The organism is Streptomyces aurantiacus (genome assembly GCF_001418335.1).
Lineage (GTDB): Bacteria > Actinomycetota > Actinomycetes > Streptomycetales > Streptomycetaceae > Streptomyces > Streptomyces aurantiacus.
On record NZ_LIPP01000036.1, the window covers coordinates 23,763 to 39,723 of the forward strand.

Here is a 15,961-nt window from a genome sequence, read left to right on the forward strand (position 1 = left end):
AGCACGCTCACAGGAGCCTGTCCAGACTTCGCGCAGCACTCTGTTGTCCGGGGTCACGACGAGGGGAGCCCGGGGCCTCGCGAACTTGTCGTATACCACGAAGGAGATGGGGAAGGGGCGTTGCGCTCGTCAAGGCGGTCCGCGGCGGCGCGAGTTCGGGGCGGGCGGGCCTTTGGAGCGGGCTACGACCGTGGGTGGGCGCGGGCCACTGCGCGACTCGGGCCGTAGCCGGCGCGACTCGGACCGACTGTCCGCCGGCACGGTTTCGAGCGGGCCTGCGCGAGGGTAGGGGCAGGGCACACGGCAGACGCCGTTCCCTGTCATGCCCCGGAAGGCCGCTGCTCCCGGGAGCCGTCGGCCGGCAGGGGAAAACCGCGCAGTGACAGCGTGCTCGGCTCGGGCAGCGCCCCGTGGGCCGCGTCGGCCCGGAACGACTGGAGCAGGTACGCCACCAGGCGCCGGGATGCCGCACGGTCGTGGGGCAGCGCGTTGACCAGACCGCAGTGGGACAACAGGGCCACGGCGAGATCGGAGGGCTGGAAGTCGGCCCGCAGCGCGCCCGCCGCCTGCGCCCTGCGGACGAGGGTCATCAAGTCCCGCTCCGCCCGCTCCCGTACCCGCGCATGGTCCACCGCGCTGTCGGGGAAGACCGCGACGAACGCGGCAGGGAACCCCCGTTCCTGCCGCTGCAGTTCGCAGACCGTCTCCAGCAGTCGCCGGAAGCCCCGCCACGGGTCCGGGTCGGCCAGCGCGTCCGTCAGCGCCCGGCCGCAGATCTCCGTCTGCTCCGCGAACGTGGCCCGCACCAGGGCGTCGCGGGTCGGGAAGTGCCGGTACAGCGTCGCCACGCCGACCCCCGCACGCCGGGCCACGGTCGCCATGGGCGCGTCGATCCCGTGCTCGGCGAACACCGCGCGGGCGGCGACGAGGATGCGCTCCCGGTTGCGCCGGGCGTCCGCCCGCAGCCCGTCCCGCTCCGTGATCCGAGAGGAATTCCCCACCACTGTCTCTCACCTCCGGTACAAACGGACGATCTCGTCCGTTTCGCAGCCTACGCTCAGCGCCCGGATCTCCGCATGATCGCTGGTGACGAAGGTGGCAACGATGGACGACCGCACGATGAGAGCCGTACTGTTCGACCGCTACGGCGGCCCCGAGGTGCTGTACACGGACCGGGTGCCACGCCCCGAACCGGCGCCGGGCGAGGTCCTCGTGCGCGTGCGTGCATTCAGCGTCAACGGAGGCGAACTGGCGGCCCGTTCCGGCCGCGTCCGCCTGCTCACCGGCCGGAAGTTCCCACAGCGCATCGGAGTGGATTTCACCGGCGAGGTCGCCGCACTCGGCACCGGCGCAACGGGCGTCGCGGTCGGCGACCGGGTGTGGGGCATCGTGGGCCGCACCGGATTCGGCAGCGCCGCCGAGTACGTGACCGTACGGGCCGGACGGCTCGGCCGGGTCCCCGACGGACTCGACCTGGTGACCGCCGCCGCGCTGCCGGTGGCCACCACGGCCATCACCGCACTGCGCGACAAGGCGGCACTGCGCCCGGGCGAACGCCTGCTCGTACGGGGCGCGGCGGGCGGTGTCGGCAACGCCGCGGTGCAGCTCGGCCACGCCTGGGGCGCCGAGGTCACGGCGCTGGCCCGGTCGGCCAACCTCGATTTCGTCCGTACGCTCGGTGCCCGCCACGTCATCGACCACCGGACCGTCACCCCGGCGGAACTGGGCCGGTTCGACGTGGTCCTGGACACCGCGGGCTCCGACCTGCGGGCCTTCAGACGGCTGCTCGCACCCGGCGGACGCATGGTCACCATCGCTTTCGACCTGACACGGTCCGCCGCCTCGCTGGGCTACATCGCGGCCAGCGCCCTGTACGGACGCGGCCGGGTGCGCTTCTTCAGCGGCAACCCCGGGCGGGCGCTCTTCGACGACCTCGCCCGCCAGGTGACGGAGGGAAGGCTGCGCCCGGCGGTGGACACGGTCTTCGCACTGGAGGAGACAGCGGCGGCACACCGGGCGCTGGAAGCGGGCGGGGTACGCGGCAAGTACGTCGTCAGGGTCGACCGGGTCGACTAGGTTCTGGCCGGGCCCCGGGCGGCTGGGTGAGTGTGGTGACGGCGGTGGTCACCGCGGCCTTGCGGTCGGTGGCGGACGCGTGCCCGGTTTCCGACTGCAGCGCCTTCAGCGACCAGGACGCGGTGTCCCAGCTGATCACCAGCGCGATCACCATGGCCATGAGTTCCACGGGCGGGATGTCGGCGCGGATGTGGCCTGCTTCCTGAGCGGCCCCGATCGCGGTGACGTTCCGGCGGTATTCGTCGACCTCGGCGTCGATCGGCTGTTGCCGTTCGAGCCCTGCCCACAGGTACAGCCGTCGTACGTGGGGCCGCCGCTCCAGCCGGTCGTACAGTTCGCCGGCGTAGGCGGGCAGGTCGGTGGCGTCGATGGCGACCGCTTCCGCCAGTTCCGACATGCTGTCGGCGACGACCTTGTCGAACAGTTCTTCCTTGGTCCCGAAGTGCACGTAGATCGACCGCTTGTTGGCCCTGGCGGTTTCGGCGATGCGGTCGATCCGGGCGCCGGCCAGGCCGTACGCGGCGAACTCCTCGACGGCCGCCTTCATGAGGCGTCGTTTGGTCTCGGTGGCGTCAGGTGGCATGCGCTCATCGTACATAACTATCCAGGTGTTTACGTTGGGGGTGAGGGTGGGGTATGAATATAACCAGTTAGTTACCCCATCCTTAGGAGCACACCATGACGCGCACTTGGTTCATCACCGGCACGTCCTCCGGCTTCGGCCGTCACCTCACCGAGCAGCTGCTCGCACGAGGGGACCGGGTCGCCGCCACCGCGCGACGCCCGGAGAGCCTCGACGACCTGGCGGCCCGCTACGGCAGCCGACTGTGGCGTTCCCGCCTGGACGTCACCGACACGACCGAGCTGCGCGAGGTCGTGGACCGCGCGTTCGCCGAGCTCGGCCGGATCGACGTCGTCGTGTCCAATGCCGGCTACGGACTGTTCGGAGCCGCCGAAGAACTCACCGACGAGCAGATCGACCGGCAGATCGCGACCAACCTCACGGCATCGATCCAACTCGCCCGCGCCACCACCGGGCACCTGCGCCGCCAGGGCGGCGGACGGTACATCCAGATCGCGAGCATCGGCGGCCAGGTCGCCTTCCCCGCGATGAGCCTCTACCACGCCACCAAGTGGGGCATCGAAGGATTCTGGGAGTCGGCCGCCGCCGAACTCGCGCCGTTCGGCATCGGCGTGACCCTCGTCGAGCCCGGCGTCTCCCGCACCAACTTCGGCGCAGGCGGCTCGGTCCTGGGCGCGCCCCTGCCCGAGTACGCCGACGGCCCGTCAGGACAGCTGCGCGGCATTCTCTCCGGCGAACTGCCCCCGCTGCCCGCACCCGGTGACCCCGCGAAGATCGCGGCAGCCATCATCGCCTCCGCCGACCGGACCGAAGCGCCGTTGCGCCTGACGCTGGGCTCGGACGCGTACGCGCTGGCCACCGCCGCCCTGCGTGGCCGCCTCGAAGCCCTCGAAGCCGGCCGAGGCCTCGCCCACTCCACCGACGCCGACGACGTCACCGCCCCCGCCCCGGCCGGCCACGCCGATCACGCCGATCACTGAAAGGGGGCCGGCGGTGGCGCGATCGTCGACGTCAACTCCGTCGCCGGTCTCGCGGCAGCCCCGGACCTCGTCGCCTACAGCAGCAGCAAGTGGGCACTGCGCGGCCTTGCGGACAGATCGGCAGCACCCCGCCACCGGGCCGCCGCGGAGCCGAACCATGCGGCAAGGGCGAGTGTCCCCGGGGGCGGGGTGCGTCGGGCTGGGAGAGGCCCCGGGCGGCCGAGCGGGCGTATACGCGGCTGGAGGGGCCCGCGTGGAACCGGCCTGTCGCCCGGGGCGGAAGCGCTAGATCTTCAGCTCGCCCGAGGAAGCGATCACGATCTTCGAGCGGGTGGTGCCGGAACGCGAACCCAGGGACTCGATCTTCGTCACCAGGTCCTGGCCCTCGACGACCTCGCCGAAGACCACGTGCTTGCCGTCCAGCCACGACGTGAGCACCGTGGTGATGAAGAACTGCGAGCCGTTGCTGTTGGGGCCGGAGTTCGCCATGGACAGCAGGAACGGCTTGTCGTGCTTGAGCTTGAAGTTCTCGTCGTCGAACTTCGCGCCGTAGATGCTCTTGCCGCCGGTGCCGTCGCCACGGGTGAAGTCGCCGCCCTGGAGCATGAACTCCGGGATGACACGGTGGAAGCCCGAGCCCTCGTACCCGAAGCCGTGCTGGCCGGTGGCCAGCTCACGGAAGTTCTGCGCCGTCCTGGGGACGACGTCGTCGTACAGCTTGAAGACGATCCGGCCCGCGGGGGCGCCGTCGATGGTGATGTCGAAGAAGACGTTGGTAGACATGAGGAGATCTTGTCACGGCCCCGCATCATGCCCGGGAGCCGCCCTGCGCGGCAGCGTCAGGACGTGCCGTGCTCGGTGGGCTCGGCCCGGTTCTCGTATGGCTACGGCAGACAGACGTGTAGCGGAGAGTGATGGAGCAGCCCGCCGCCAAGTGGGCAAGGGCATCTTTTCGGTTATTGCGGGTGGGGATTACGCAGCGGCCCACTCCGTGATCGGCTCGGGTCTTCTTCCATGGCGCGGATGGCGTCGCATCGGTCGCGGACGTAATCGTTGTGGGTCGCGATGACGATGGCGCATCCGGCGTCACTCATCCTGCGCAGGATGTCGACCACCATAGTGGTGTTGGCGTGGTCCAGGGCACCGGTGGGCTCGTCGGCCAGCACGAGGGCCGGCTCCTTGACCATGAGCCGGGCCAGGGCAACACGCTGCTGCTCTCCGCCACTAAGTTGGTGAACCCTCTCCTTCTCCCGCCCCGCGAGGCCGACACGGTCGAGGGCTTGGGCGATGGTGAGACCTGAGTCGCGCCGGAACGACCGGCGTGGCCTGACGGCGACATCCAGATTGGCGGCGACGGTGGCGTTGTCGATCAGGGCGTAGTTCTGGAAGAGGTAACCGAGAACGTCGCGGCGGAAGCGCCTGGCTCCACGCTGGTCGAATCGGGTGATGTCCTTTCCCTCATGACGGATCGCTCCGGCACTCGGCGCGTCAAGGAGACCGAGGCAATTGAGGAGGGTGGACTTGCCCGATCCGCTGGGGCCGACGAGGGCGAGCATCTCGCCGCGGTTGATGGAGAAGGTCACATCGGACCACAGGGTCCGAGCGCCGAAGGACTTCGACAGCCCGTCAATATCGATCACTACGGTGCTCCTGTTGGAGTCGAAGGGGCCGGGTGTGGGCGGGGCTCATGCTTCGGTCGCCCTTTCCTTGACGATGCGGCGGTGGAAGACCACCAGGGCCAAGAGCACCGCGCTGACCTCAACGGCGATCAGCCCGAAGGTGAGGCTGATGTCCAGCGTGGTGATCTGGACAGGGCTGCTGGGAGCTGGGATGCCGCGGGCCGTGTACCTCTCCAGCTCCTGGTTCTCGTGCCACACGTCGAACGGGACCCACACAGCGAGGAGGATGGCGAGAAGTGCCTCGCCGGCGAGCACGGAGCGGTGGGCGGCGGCGAACCTCCAGCCGCTGATGTGCTTGACGAAGACCGCCTGGGCGTTCTTGCGCGAGTAGACGATGCAGACGCCGACACCTGTGATGAGGAGCACGGCCACGGCCATGCCGAGGTTGAACAGCTGCATCCGGAATTCGTTGACGACCCTCCGCAGTTCCAAGGCCGCGTTTTGCCCGATCGGACTCATGGCTTTCACATAGGTTTGCAGCTTGTGAGCCTTGACGCCGTCCAAGACGTCGTCAGGGTCGGAGAAAACCACTCCCCCCTGGGTGGCAAACGCGGTGTAGGCGTTGTCCGTGAGGTATGTCGAGCCATTCGGGACGACGACCAGGACCGGATTGCGAACCATCGACCGGTCCTGGTCCGGGTTGGCGCCAGTGCTGCGGGTGTGGCTCCCCGGGTCGTAGCCAAAGACACGCTGTCCGCTCCTCGCCCGGGATGTCTTCATATCGGTCGGCCGGATGCGTTCCGGATCGTGCGGGCTCAGCAGCCCGGGAATCTCCGCAGTGACGGTCGACGCATAGCGGTTGAGGGATTCGGGGACGATGATCCGCACCGGGCCGGCGCCTCGGGCCTTCTCATCCCGTGGCGCCGGGCCATAGCGCCGTCCCATGGGGTCGAGGATTGGCTGCTCGGCGAGGAATGTCTCGTTGACGATGAGTATCTCGCCCTGAGGCAGGTTCGAGCCCGGGGCGATGTCCTGGAGCTCCCGGCGTCCGGCGACGATGATCTGCCCGTGTGCGTCGGCCTTGCGCAGCCACTGCCCCACCTGTACTTCCATCTCCGCCGTCTCGGGGCCCAGGCTGCCGTTGAGCAGGATGGCTGTGGCGTCGCCCGCCTTGGCGTAGGCATCCCGGCTGTCCTGCCGCGCCAGTACGTCCTGGGCTGCCAGGACGACGGTTGTGGCGATGCTGAGGGCAAGCAGCAGTGCGGGGGCACGCACCATGTAGGCGCAGACAGTCGCCAGCCGGGCGGGCAGTTCTCCCTTGAGGGCACGCAGCACTTCAATCCTGCAAGTCAGCGCGAGCGCGGCCGCATGGGCAGCCAACACCACCAGAATGAGCAGCCCGGCGATGCCCGCGGTCACCGAAGCATAGAGACCCAACCACGCCAGGCCGTTATAGGAGCCGAGGAAGAGCAACGCTGCCGCGGTCACCGTACCGGCCGCGATCGCCCAGAACCTCCCCAGTTGCCGAAGATCTCGGAGAAGGAGCTCAGCGAATGACTTCCCCTGGAGCCGCAGTGCCCCGTACGTCTTCGCGCTGAGAAGCACACTGGCACCGGTCAGCGTGACCGCAGCGAGAGCGACCACCAGGAAGGACCAGAACAGGGCACCGTCTGAATAGACCGGGGTCAGCTCGGAGACCGACAGGGGATGGTTCACCTGCCCGCGCAGGCCGAGATCGGCAAACATGGCCAGCAGCGCGTCTCCGGCCCCGGGTGACCCGAACACATAGTAGAAACCCCGGGGATCCCGCTGTCCGAACTCGGCGATCGGGTGGACGTCCGTGTGGTAGTCCCTGCCGAACGCCGGATACCCCTTCGCCAGCCACGACGCCGCGTCAGAGCCCGGGTTGCCTGCGGCGAGATAGAGATGTCGATGCTGGTGCGGATCCCTGAGATCGGGCAGCTCACGGGCCACAGTCACCCCGTGCTTGGCTGCGAACGACTCGATCGCCCGCACGACCTGCTCGCCGCTCGACGAGTGGTCGGACTCTGACACCCAGACCAGAGCAGAGTGACCCAGCACCCAGTCCTCATCCAGCCCTCGCACGAACAGAAACGCCAACACCGCAGAAAAGGCCAGCACGGCGGCATGGACGTACTTAATACCTTGGTGCAGCATCAATCATCCCAAAATCCAGGGCGCTCGAAGAGCGCATCTCGTGAGACTGAGTGAAGTGCCGGCAACGAGCTGTTGGGGAGCGGAGAAACCCGCTCCCCAACAGCTGGAAACACTTTCTGAGAAACACGGAGCCGCGAATGTTCCTCGTCAGCTCAGCAGGTGTTCCGCCACCACGCCTGGTTACCGAACGACGCTGCGTTGGCGCTGGCCCTGGCCCAGTCGTTTGCCGCCACGTTGCCGCTTGAGTCGTAGTACTGACCTTCAACCGAGGAACCGTGGCACCTGGTTTGGTGGAAGTAGTTCGAGCGCACGGTGCTGGAGCTCACGCCGTAGTCCCAGGTGCCACCACCCACACCGATTGTGGTGGCCAACGCTGGGGTGGCCATCCCGGCGACAAGGGCACCGGCCGCGATCGAAAGCTTGATGCTGCGCTTGATCTGCACTTTCAACTCCCTCTTCTGTCAGAAGCCTTTGGCGAACTCACTAACGGGTGCATCTGGGAGCGGCGACTTGCATTGCCCCTCATCACCCCAGCCTGAGTAGGAGCCCAAACTGGTGAATTGATGCAGCCAAAGCGCCACTGACGTTTCGTACGACCCGGTTCACTCGGGTCGTTATGTGTCCCACCGTGCCGGGGTGCGGTGGGCTCCCCGGCGTTTGCATGACCGAGTTCAGCGGCTGTGGCACCGGTGGGGAAGGGGGTTGCGCTGTCCGGGACAGGATTAGGTGTCCGACCTGCGTATTTGCCCATGTCCCGGACAGTTCGCGGCGATGATCGATGCGTTTTCATATCTGTGGCGACCTCGGGTTGCACGTGGCAGCAGGTGCCGACCGCGTCGTTCGGGCCGACCGGAGCGACGGCTCACCGGCGTTTCACGGAGTGGTCGAAAGCCCGGGTGTGGGTCTGAATCCTGTAGACCGGGGCAAGTGCGGATCAAAGGTCCACGCTCGCCGGATGTCGACGCCTGCTCCGCCTCTACGAACGTGCTTGCACCCTGATCTGCTACCGCAGACTCACCAATGAGATGACTTTCTATTTGCTGTCGACCCGCCCGGTGAACTCCACCATCGTGGCCGCGAGTGCTTCAGGAGCTTCCTGGGCGATGAGGTGGCCGACTCCGTCAAGACGCACCGCGGTGACCTCACCGGCGGTCACCTGACGGAAGGTGTTCTCGGTATGGGTATGGCCGGCACCGTCGACGGTGAGCACCGGTACGGCGAGCGGGTGCGACTCGGCCAGAGCCCTGGTCGCGCCGTTGTCCGAGAACACTCCTCGATAGAGACCCTCCGTGCCTCGCCAGGCGTTCGGACGCGCGTAGGTCCGGACGAACTCGTCGACATCACTTTCGGTGATGGAGCCCTCTGTCCCGTTCATCAGAGGGAAGGCGAAGTCGGCCAGGAGTTCGCGCTCATGGCCGGGAAGAAGCATTCCGGGGATGCCCGGAGCACCGAGGAACCCGACGTGCCAGGACCCGAAGTTGTTCACGTCGGCAAGAGACTCAAGGCCGAAACCGGCCAGTGTCGTCTCGACTCCGGTGAAGCTGATGACGTCCTCGGGATGTGTTGCCGCGAAGCGGAAGCCTGTGCCGCCGCTGATGTCCTGGCAGAGGAGGTGAACAGGGCCCGCACCGATGTGCTCGACGAGATGGTGCAGGTCCTCGGCGGTGACCGCCTCGCCGTACTCGGTGTCGGCGTTGCCGGAGTCGCCGAACCCGCGGAGGTCGGGGGCGAAGACCCGGTGGGTCTGTGCGAGCAGCGGAATCAGCTTGCGGAACGCCCACCACGTCTCCGGCCACCCGTGCACCAGCAGGATCGGGGAGCCGGTGGTGCCGGCGGAGACGTAGTGCAGTCGCGTTCCGTTGATGTCCGCGAGGTGGTGCGTGACGCCCGGAAGGGTCGCGCCGGAGGGCGCGGTTGCGGTCCTGGTCGTGGTCACGAGAAGCTCCCGAAGTAGGCAACCTGGTTGTCTATAAAAGTAGGCAACCAGGTTGTCCTTGTCAAACGGGTCACGCCTCCGAGGTCACGTGCGCTGCGGCGCTGTGCCCTCTTCGGTTGTTGTCGAGGGTTCTCCCATGGACGAAGCGACCGTCTTGGAACGACGGGGACCAACGGGACCACCTCGGTCCATGAGGCCGCCTGTGACGGCGAGGCCGAGGCCTGCCACGGCAAGCGCCGCGCCGATCAGGTTGGGTGCGGCCCAGCCCCATCCCGCCGAGATGACCAGGCCGCCGAGCCAGGCGCCGCCGGCGTTCGCCAGGTTGAAAGCCGAGTGGTTGGAGGCCGCCGCCATGGTCGGAGCGTTCTTCGCCTTGGCCATGAGGAGCATCTGGACGGGCGTGGTGATGAGGGAGCCCATCGCTCCGATGAAGGTAATCGTGATCAGGGCGGGCACGGTGGCGTGGACGGTGAAGTAGAACGTCACCAGCGCCGCGGCCAGCGCGATGAGCCCCGCGTACAGCGTCGGCCGCAGGGCGCGGTCGGTGAGCGGACCTGCGAGCAGCGTGCCGACGGTCATGCCGACGCCGTAGAGCGCGAGGACCAGGGTGGTCGAGGTGTCGGAGATGCCCGTCAGGTGCGTCAGCATGGGCACCAGGTAGCTGTAGACGGCGAAGAAACCGCCGAACCCGACGACGGCCGTGGCCAGCCCGATCGCCACCTGCTTGTTGCCCATGGCCCGCATCTCGTGCCGGATGCCGGAGTGCTGCCCGCGTGGCTGGTGAGGAACGAAGAGGGCCAGCGAGATGAGGGCGACGAGGCCGAGGACGGCGACCGCCCAGTAGGCGGAGCGCCAGCCGAGCTGCTGTCCGAGGGCTGTGCTGGCAGGTACGCCGACGATGTTAGCGACGGTCAGCCCGAGGAACATCTTCGAGACGGCGCGTGCCGCCCGCTCGGGAGCGACCAGCCGGGAGGCGACGACCGCTCCTACGCCGAACAGCGCTCCGTGCGGCAGGCCCGCAAGGAAGCGTGCGGCGAAGAGCAGGGTGAAGTTGGGGGCGATCGCGGACGCGGCGTTGCCGACCACGAACAGCCCGGTCAGGAGCAGCAGCAGCCGCTTGTGGGGTATGCGCGCACCGATGCCGGTCAGAACGGGGGCGCCGACAACGACCCCGAGAGCGTAGGCGGAGACGAGGTTTCCGGCGTGGGGTACGGACACCCCGACCCCGTCGGCGATCTGGGGGAGCAGCCCCATGGTGGCGAACTCGGTGGTGCCGATACCGAACGCGACGACGGCCAGGGCCAGCAGTGCCAGGGGCATGGTGCGAGAGACCTTTCAAGGACGGTGATCCGGTCAATGGGAGGCGAGGTCGGGCCGGGGAACATGTCCAGCCCTGGCCCGTCGCGCTGAGCACCATTGCCCGGCAGCCCCAGAACAGGGCAAGCCTATCCAGAGGCGGCAGCGAGGACGGACGGGCCGAGCCACCGCGACTGTCAAGAGAGGATCAGCGGGGTGTCGTCGTTCGGCCGTTGCCAGGGTCGGTCACGTCTCGGATGCTGTGAGGAAGGCGCGTACGAGGGGACGTTCGTCTCCTCGGCGGGTGGCCATGAAGATCTGGCTCGTCCGAGGGGGCCCGTCGAGTTCGAGTCTCCGGGCGCCCGCGGGGAGCAGTGTGGTGACGCTGTAGGGCGCGATGGTGACGCCGAGCCCGGCAGCGACGAGCAGGATGATGGTGTGCCAGTTCGAGCACTCCTGGGCGACCTGGACCTCGACCCCTGCGTCCCGTAGCGGCTGCGTGTTCACGTCGAACGCATGCGGTCCCGCCGACCGCGGGAACAGGATGAGCGGATCGGCCGCCAGCGCCGCTGCCTCCAGGCGCTCGCCCTTCGCGGCGGGGTGATCTGCCGGAACGACGCCCACGAACGGTTCTGATGTCAGGGGGAAAAGGGCGATTCCGTCGCGCTCCTCGGCGTCCCGGACGATCCCGACATCGGCCGTGCCTCGCTCCAGGGCCGTCAGAACGTCAACGGTGAAGGCGCCATGAAGCTTGACCTGGACATCCGGACGGCGGCGTGAGAAAGCACGGAGCCGTTCGCTCACGATCGAGGTCGCCGAGGTGATGAAGGCGACATCCAGGCGGCCTGCTTCGCCCCGGCCGACACGGCCGGCCTCGTCGAGGTCGGCCGCCAGACGACTCAGCAGGTCACTGGCCCGTGGCTGGAACGTCGCTCCCGCGTCCGTGAGGCGGACATTTCGGGAGGTCCGCCGGAACAGCTCGACACCGACGATCTTCTCAAGCTGCTTGATCTGCTGGGACAGGGCCGGCTGAGCGATGTGCAGTCGCTGCGCGGCCCGACCGAAGTGGAGTTCCTCGGCCACAGCCAGGAAGTACCGCAGATGCCGGAGCTCGATGCGCGGATCCATAGGTTCAGCTTATTGGTGGAGGTCATCGGTTGTATTGGACGTATGGGTGAGCCCGGCCGGAGGCTGGTCGCAAGCCGCACAGCAAAGGAAGCCTGCCTGATGTCGCCCCTCTCTGCCCCGACCGTGGTCTCTTCGATCGCCTCCCCGAGCGACGCCGACGCGTTCCGGGCGCTGAACGAGGAGTGGATCTCGCGCCTGTTCACCTTGGAGGAAGAGGACCGGGCCGTCCTTGGAAATCCGTTCGACCGCATCGTGGGCCCGGGCGGCGACGTTCTCCTGGCTCGGGATACCGGCAGCGGCGCTGTGGTCGGGTGCGTCGCGCTTCTGGCCTACCCGGACGCGGTGTTCGAACTGGCGAAGATGGCCGTGGCCCCCGTCGCTCAGGGACACGGCATCGGCCGTCAGCTCATTGCCGCGGCGATCGACCGCGTCCGTGAACTGGGCGGAGCCCGGCTGTTCCTCGGCACGAACAGCAAGCTCGGCCCGGCCGTCCACCTCTACGAGGACGCGGGGTTCGTCAGGATCACCTGCGACCGTCTCCCGGTGGCCGACTACTACGCCCGTGCGGACATCCTCATGGAGCTGATGTGACGGCAAGGGCCGCCACCGACGACGGATGGTGCGCCCTCACTTGGCGGGCTTCACGGGCTTCACGGGCTTGAGGGGCTTGGCGAGGAACAAAGGGTGACCGGGGTCGTCAGCGGATTCGATCGGGCTGTGGCCAGTGCGGGAAAGCGTGCCGCCTGCCCGCGCTGATCGTGAGCGCCGTAGGAATGACGATCGCGAGGGCGACCCACGGAATCGAGCTGACACCGAGCCCTCCCAGCAGGAGGCCGCCGAACACCCCTCCGGCCGCGATGCTGAGATTGAAGACGGTGACGAGGACCGACTGAATGCCGTCCGTGCCGGCCGCCCGCATGCCGGCCGTGACGAAGAGCGTGGCGGAACCGCCGAACCCGAAACCCCACGCGGTCACTCCCAGATAAAGGACCACGGGATTCCACTGCACGAAACCGAGGACGACAGCGCTGGCACCCAGGACGACCGTACTCATGACGATCAGCCGGCGGTGGTGCGGGTCGACGTATGTTCCCGTGGCCCAGATACTGAGAAGGGCCGCGACGCCAAATACAAGAAGAACCCATTCGATCTGGCTGCCGACGCCCGAAGCGACCGTCAGCGGACCGATGTACGTGTACAGGATGTTGTGGGCGACCATGAATCCGGCGACAACCCAGAGAATCGCCCGCACCCCAGGGGCCCGGAGGATGGTCGCGACCGGCACATGCCCGCCCGCGGCCTGGCCCGGGAGGTTGGGCAGCGAGGCGAACATCCAGACGATCAGGGCGACGCTGACAACCGCCACCACGCCGAAGGTCGCCTGCCATCCGGCGGCGTCTCCCAGGAAGGTACCCGCCGGAAGACCGAGCGACAGCGCGACAGGCGTGCCCGCCATCGCGATGGCGACCGCCTTGCCCTGGAATTCGGCGGGGACGATCCGAGCCGCGTACCCGCCGAGGTTCGACCAGATCAGTCCCGCTCCGACGCCGGCGACGAAGCGCGTGACGAGGAGTACCTCGAAGCTGCTCACGTAAGTTGCGACGGTGTTCGCCAGAATGAAGGCGACCAAAGCCGAAACGAGTACGGTCCGACGCCCCAGGTTCTTCATGGCGGCGTTGAGCGGGATCGCGGTGAGTGCCGTCGCCAGCGCGTACACCGTCACGGTTTGACCGACGACGGACTCCGAAAGGCCGAGACTCTTGGACATTTCCGGCAACAGGCCCGCCGGAATTGTCTCGTTGATAATTCCCAGGAATCCCGCCGTGAACAACGCCAGGAGGCCGGCCAGGGGAAGCCTTGCCTTCTCTCCGACGCGAGTTTCTTCGTTCGTCGCCGACGACATGATTGAGCCTTCCGGGAAACCCTGAATGGATGTTTACACCGGGGCTCAACATGACCGCTTCCACGGCGATTCCTGGAACAACCTTCGGTTCTTCTGGGTCTGACCTTCAGCGATTCGATGGGTGCCGGCGTCGCCCCACTGCTGGCCGCCGGCGAACGACCTGAGTGAACGACCTGAGCGAACGACCGCGTCGGTGCGGCGATCCTCAGGAGGCCGGTCTCGTCTTCGCGGACGCGGAGTTGTCGTCCGCGAGCCGGCTTCGCACGCCGCGCGGCAGACGCACGCCATGAGTGCGCAGATTGCCGATGAATCGTGCGACGAGCGGATCCGGTTCCGTGGACGTCACCGCCACCAGCTGCCTGACCCACCGTGGTGAGAACGAGCGCACCGCGCCCGGGAAACCATCGCTGACCGCACTCACCGGGCACACCGCGATTCCCAGACCGGCGGCCGCGAGCTGTGGTGCCGCAGCCGTGACCGATGTCCTCATCACCGTCTCCGGGTGGACTCCGGCGCGGGCGAGGGACTGATCGAGCCAGACGCTGAGGCCGTTGTCCGGTGCGAAGTGAACGAGTGGCGCGCCTTCGAGGTCCTCGATGCGCACAGCCGGCTGCTCGGTCAGGGGGTGACCGGTGGGCGCCGCCAGCACGATCTCCTCCTCGGCGACGGCGGTGATCGTGAAGCGCCCGGGCGGAGGGGTGGACATCAGCACCAGGTCGACCTCGTCGGAGTCGAGGAAGCCGAGGATCTCGTCCATCGCCGTGGATTCCCGCAGAGTGATCGCCACCTCGGGGTGGCGGCGGTGCCACTGGCGGATCACCGGGGCGAGCAGCGCCACGGTGAGGCTCTGCGCACAGGCCAACCGCAGGACTCCTCCGGCCGCTTGACCCGCCGCACGGGCCGACCTCACCGCGGAGGCGGCCGCCTCGATCGCTCGTCTGGCATCCGCGACGGCGGCACGCCCTGCGGGAGTGAGCTTGACCCCCCGGGGTTCGCGGCGCAGCAGGACCGTCCGGGTCTCGCGTTCCAGTGCAGCGATCTGATGGGAGACGGCGGGTTGCGACGAATGCAGCAGCAGCGCGGCCTGTGTGATCGACCCGGAGTCCGCCACCGCGACGAGGCACTCCAGCGCCCGAAGAGAAGTCATCCATAAATCTTATCGCAGCCCTTCGAAGCATGAATCTCGTCGAGGGAAGACCTCGGAGCCCCTGATTGCTACAACCCAACGACACCTTCTCGCCAAGACAGGCGAGGAGGCTCGCACTCGGCGAAGGAGAGATCCATGGCGCAGACGTTCGTCACGGGCGGTTCAGGGTTCATCGGTCAGGTGCTGGTACGTCGGCTCATCGACGAGGGGCACTCGGTCCGTGCTCTGGTCCGAAGCCAGGCGTCGGCCGAAAAGGTGTCAGCGCTGGGGGCGGAGCCTGTCCGAGGGGAGTTGACCGACCCGACCACATGGCGGGATCAGGTGGCGGGCAGTGACGTGGTGTTCCACCTCGCTGCCGAGACGGACGTCACCGCTGACCGTGAACGCCACGAGCTGGTGTCGGTCCGCGGCACCCAGGCAGCGGTTGACGCGGCCCGCTACGCGCAGGTTCCTCGGTTCGTCCACTGCGGGAGCGAAGCTGCCCTCCTCGCCGGCGACCCCCTCGTGGACGTCGACGAGACCGCGCCGCTGCGGCCGGACTCGGAAGCCGCCTACTGCGCGGTGAAGGCCGCTGCCGAGAAGATCGTGCTCGACGCGAACGCCCCGGGGTTCGCCACGGTGTCGATTCGCCCGAGGTTCGTCTGGGGTCCCGACAGCATCCTCACCGACAGCCTGGCGGCGGCGGCGAAGGCGGGCCAGTTCGCCTGGATCGACGGAGGCCGCCACACCACTGACGTCACGTTCGTGGAGAACGCCGTCGAGGGCCTCGTCCTCGGATGGCGGCGCGGCCGGCCCGGCCAGGCCTACTTCGTCACTGATCGGCACCGCGTCTCCCTGCGCGAGTTCCTGGAGACGCTGTTCGAGATCCATGGCGTCGATACGCCGATCCCCGAGCTGGACGTCGAGACCGCAGCTCGCGAGGTCCCCGTTCCCGTCCGATGGTTCCTCGGGCAGTCGTGCACCCTGCGGACGGACAAAGCCGTGGCTGAGTTGGGATACGAGCCCATTGTCTCGCATGCCGCCGGTCTGGACGCTGTCAGGAATTCGCTGGCTGTCAGCGGCACGTGAAACTCCCCATCCGTTCGACCGACCTCTGTGAATGCCTGAACTGGAAA

At 67.8% G+C, this 15,961-nt stretch carries 15 protein-coding genes and 2 pseudogenes; 6 read left to right on the forward strand and 11 right to left on the reverse strand.

What is annotated here, in order from left to right; all coding sequences use genetic code 11:
• Positions 1 to 320 precede the first annotated feature (320 nt).
• Complete coding sequence (locus tag AOK01_RS05580) at positions 321 to 1,001, reverse strand: TetR/AcrR family transcriptional regulator (RefSeq protein ID WP_079103187.1); 681 nt, start codon at positions 999 to 1,001, stop codon at positions 321 to 323.
• A 103-nt stretch (positions 1,002 to 1,104) separates the two neighbouring features.
• Between AOK01_RS05580 and AOK01_RS05585 the strand changes: the two genes are divergently transcribed.
• Positions 1,105 to 2,076: an NAD(P)-dependent alcohol dehydrogenase gene (locus AOK01_RS05585; protein WP_055509029.1), complete on the forward strand. Its 972-nt coding sequence runs from the start codon at positions 1,105 to 1,107 to the stop codon at positions 2,074 to 2,076.
• Here the strand turns inward: AOK01_RS05585 and AOK01_RS05590 are convergent.
• Positions 2,054 to 2,659 (reverse strand): TetR/AcrR family transcriptional regulator, encoded by a 606-nt coding sequence (locus tag AOK01_RS05590; RefSeq protein ID WP_213862057.1) that lies wholly within the window; start codon positions 2,657 to 2,659, stop codon positions 2,054 to 2,056. The two genes, AOK01_RS05585 and AOK01_RS05590, sit on opposite strands and share 23 nt — an antisense overlap.
• 95 nt (positions 2,660 to 2,754) lie before the next feature.
• Here AOK01_RS05590 and AOK01_RS05595 point away from each other — a divergent pair, with 95 nt between their 5' ends.
• Both AOK01_RS05595 and AOK01_RS46075 read left to right on the forward strand, forming a co-directional pair.
• On the forward strand, positions 2,755 to 3,639 hold the full coding sequence (locus AOK01_RS05595; protein ID WP_055509033.1) for an SDR family oxidoreductase: 885 nt from the start codon (positions 2,755 to 2,757) through the stop codon (positions 3,637 to 3,639).
• 18 nt (positions 3,640 to 3,657) lie between these two features.
• Positions 3,658 to 3,750 (forward strand): annotated as a pseudogene (locus AOK01_RS46075) (3-alpha-hydroxysteroid dehydrogenase); the annotation flags it as partial.
• A 174-nt stretch (positions 3,751 to 3,924) separates the two neighbouring features.
• Here the strand turns inward: AOK01_RS46075 and AOK01_RS05600 are convergent.
• The 4 genes from AOK01_RS05600 to AOK01_RS05615 all read right to left on the reverse strand — a co-directional run bounded on the left by AOK01_RS05600 (position 3,925) and on the right by AOK01_RS05615 (position 7,879).
• Positions 3,925 to 4,422: a peptidylprolyl isomerase gene (locus tag AOK01_RS05600; protein WP_055509036.1), complete on the reverse strand. Its 498-nt coding sequence runs from the start codon at positions 4,420 to 4,422 to the stop codon at positions 3,925 to 3,927.
• A 173-nt stretch (positions 4,423 to 4,595) separates the two neighbouring features.
• Positions 4,596 to 5,279 (reverse strand): ABC transporter ATP-binding protein, encoded by a 684-nt coding sequence (locus AOK01_RS05605; protein WP_055509038.1) that lies wholly within the window; start codon positions 5,277 to 5,279, stop codon positions 4,596 to 4,598.
• Positions 5,280 to 5,324: 45 nt separating this feature from the next.
• Positions 5,325 to 7,436 (reverse strand): bacteriocin-associated integral membrane family protein, encoded by a 2,112-nt coding sequence (locus AOK01_RS05610; protein ID WP_055509040.1) that lies wholly within the window; start codon positions 7,434 to 7,436, stop codon positions 5,325 to 5,327.
• Positions 7,437 to 7,588: 152 nt separating this feature from the next.
• Positions 7,589 to 7,879 carry a lactococcin 972 family bacteriocin gene (locus AOK01_RS05615; RefSeq protein ID WP_055509042.1) on the reverse strand — a complete coding sequence of 97 codons (291 nt, stop codon included), beginning with the start codon at positions 7,877 to 7,879 and terminating at the stop codon, positions 7,589 to 7,591.
• A 321-nt stretch (positions 7,880 to 8,200) separates the two neighbouring features.
• Between AOK01_RS05615 and AOK01_RS43985 the strand changes: the two are divergent.
• Positions 8,201 to 8,338 (forward strand): annotated as a pseudogene (locus AOK01_RS43985) (transposase); the annotation flags it as partial.
• 131 nt (positions 8,339 to 8,469) lie between these two features.
• Here the strand turns inward: AOK01_RS43985 and AOK01_RS05620 are convergent.
• The 3 genes from AOK01_RS05620 to AOK01_RS05630 all read right to left on the reverse strand — a co-directional run bounded on the left by AOK01_RS05620 (position 8,470) and on the right by AOK01_RS05630 (position 11,796).
• Positions 8,470 to 9,372, reverse strand: coding sequence for an alpha/beta fold hydrolase (locus AOK01_RS05620; protein ID WP_055509044.1), 903 nt, complete (start codon positions 9,370 to 9,372; stop codon positions 8,470 to 8,472).
• A gap of 84 nt (positions 9,373 to 9,456) precedes the next feature.
• Positions 9,457 to 10,692, reverse strand: a complete 1,236-nt coding sequence (locus AOK01_RS05625; protein ID WP_055509046.1) for an MFS transporter — start codon at positions 10,690 to 10,692, stop codon at positions 9,457 to 9,459.
• 222 nt (positions 10,693 to 10,914) lie between these two features.
• A complete protein-coding gene (locus AOK01_RS05630; RefSeq protein WP_055509048.1) occupies positions 10,915 to 11,796 on the reverse strand; it encodes a LysR family transcriptional regulator in 882 nt (293 codons plus the stop codon).
• Between the two features lie 99 nt (positions 11,797 to 11,895).
• Here AOK01_RS05630 and AOK01_RS05635 point away from each other — a divergent pair, with 99 nt between their 5' ends.
• On the forward strand, positions 11,896 to 12,387 hold the full coding sequence (locus AOK01_RS05635; protein WP_055509050.1) for a GNAT family N-acetyltransferase: 492 nt from the start codon (positions 11,896 to 11,898) through the stop codon (positions 12,385 to 12,387).
• 106 nt (positions 12,388 to 12,493) lie between these two features.
• Here AOK01_RS05635 and AOK01_RS05640 read toward each other — a convergent pair whose 3' ends face one another.
• Positions 12,494 to 13,699 (reverse strand): MFS transporter, encoded by a 1,206-nt coding sequence (locus tag AOK01_RS05640; protein ID WP_063792737.1) that lies wholly within the window; start codon positions 13,697 to 13,699, stop codon positions 12,494 to 12,496.
• 205 nt (positions 13,700 to 13,904) lie between these two features.
• The gene (locus AOK01_RS05645) at positions 13,905 to 14,846 is read right to left on the reverse strand and encodes a LysR family transcriptional regulator (RefSeq protein ID WP_055509053.1); all 942 of its coding nucleotides are present in this window, start codon (positions 14,844 to 14,846) and stop codon (positions 13,905 to 13,907) included.
• A gap of 135 nt (positions 14,847 to 14,981) precedes the next feature.
• Here AOK01_RS05645 and AOK01_RS05650 point away from each other — a divergent pair, with 135 nt between their 5' ends.
• Positions 14,982 to 15,914, forward strand: coding sequence for an NAD-dependent epimerase/dehydratase family protein (locus tag AOK01_RS05650; protein ID WP_055509056.1), 933 nt, complete (start codon positions 14,982 to 14,984; stop codon positions 15,912 to 15,914).
• The last annotated feature ends 47 nt before the right edge of the window (positions 15,915 to 15,961 follow it).

Bases quoted from the DNA above. Each gene is read 5' to 3' on its own strand.
- AOK01_RS05585 (WP_055509029.1), top strand. From the start codon at position 1,105: ATGGACGACCGCACGATGAGAGCCGTACTGTTCGACCGCTACGGCGGC.
- AOK01_RS05590 (WP_213862057.1), bottom strand. From the start codon at position 2,659: ATGCCACCTGACGCCACCGAGACCAAACGACGCCTCATGAAGGCGGCC.
- AOK01_RS05595 (WP_055509033.1), top strand. From the start codon at position 2,755: ATGACGCGCACTTGGTTCATCACCGGCACGTCCTCCGGCTTCGGCCGT.
- AOK01_RS05600 (WP_055509036.1), bottom strand. From the start codon at position 4,422: ATGTCTACCAACGTCTTCTTCGACATCACCATCGACGGCGCCCCCGCG.
- AOK01_RS05610 (WP_055509040.1), bottom strand. From the start codon at position 7,436: ATGCTGCACCAAGGTATTAAGTACGTCCATGCCGCCGTGCTGGCCTTT.
- AOK01_RS05625 (WP_055509046.1), bottom strand. From the start codon at position 10,692: ATGCCCCTGGCACTGCTGGCCCTGGCCGTCGTCGCGTTCGGTATCGGC.
- AOK01_RS05630 (WP_055509048.1), bottom strand. From the start codon at position 11,796: ATGGATCCGCGCATCGAGCTCCGGCATCTGCGGTACTTCCTGGCTGTG.
- AOK01_RS05635 (WP_055509050.1), top strand. From the start codon at position 11,896: ATGTCGCCCCTCTCTGCCCCGACCGTGGTCTCTTCGATCGCCTCCCCG.
- AOK01_RS05640 (WP_063792737.1), bottom strand. From the start codon at position 13,699: ATGTCGTCGGCGACGAACGAAGAAACTCGCGTCGGAGAGAAGGCAAGG.
- AOK01_RS05645 (WP_055509053.1), bottom strand. From the start codon at position 14,846: ATGACTTCTCTTCGGGCGCTGGAGTGCCTCGTCGCGGTGGCGGACTCC.
- AOK01_RS05650 (WP_055509056.1), top strand. From the start codon at position 14,982: ATGGCGCAGACGTTCGTCACGGGCGGTTCAGGGTTCATCGGTCAGGTG.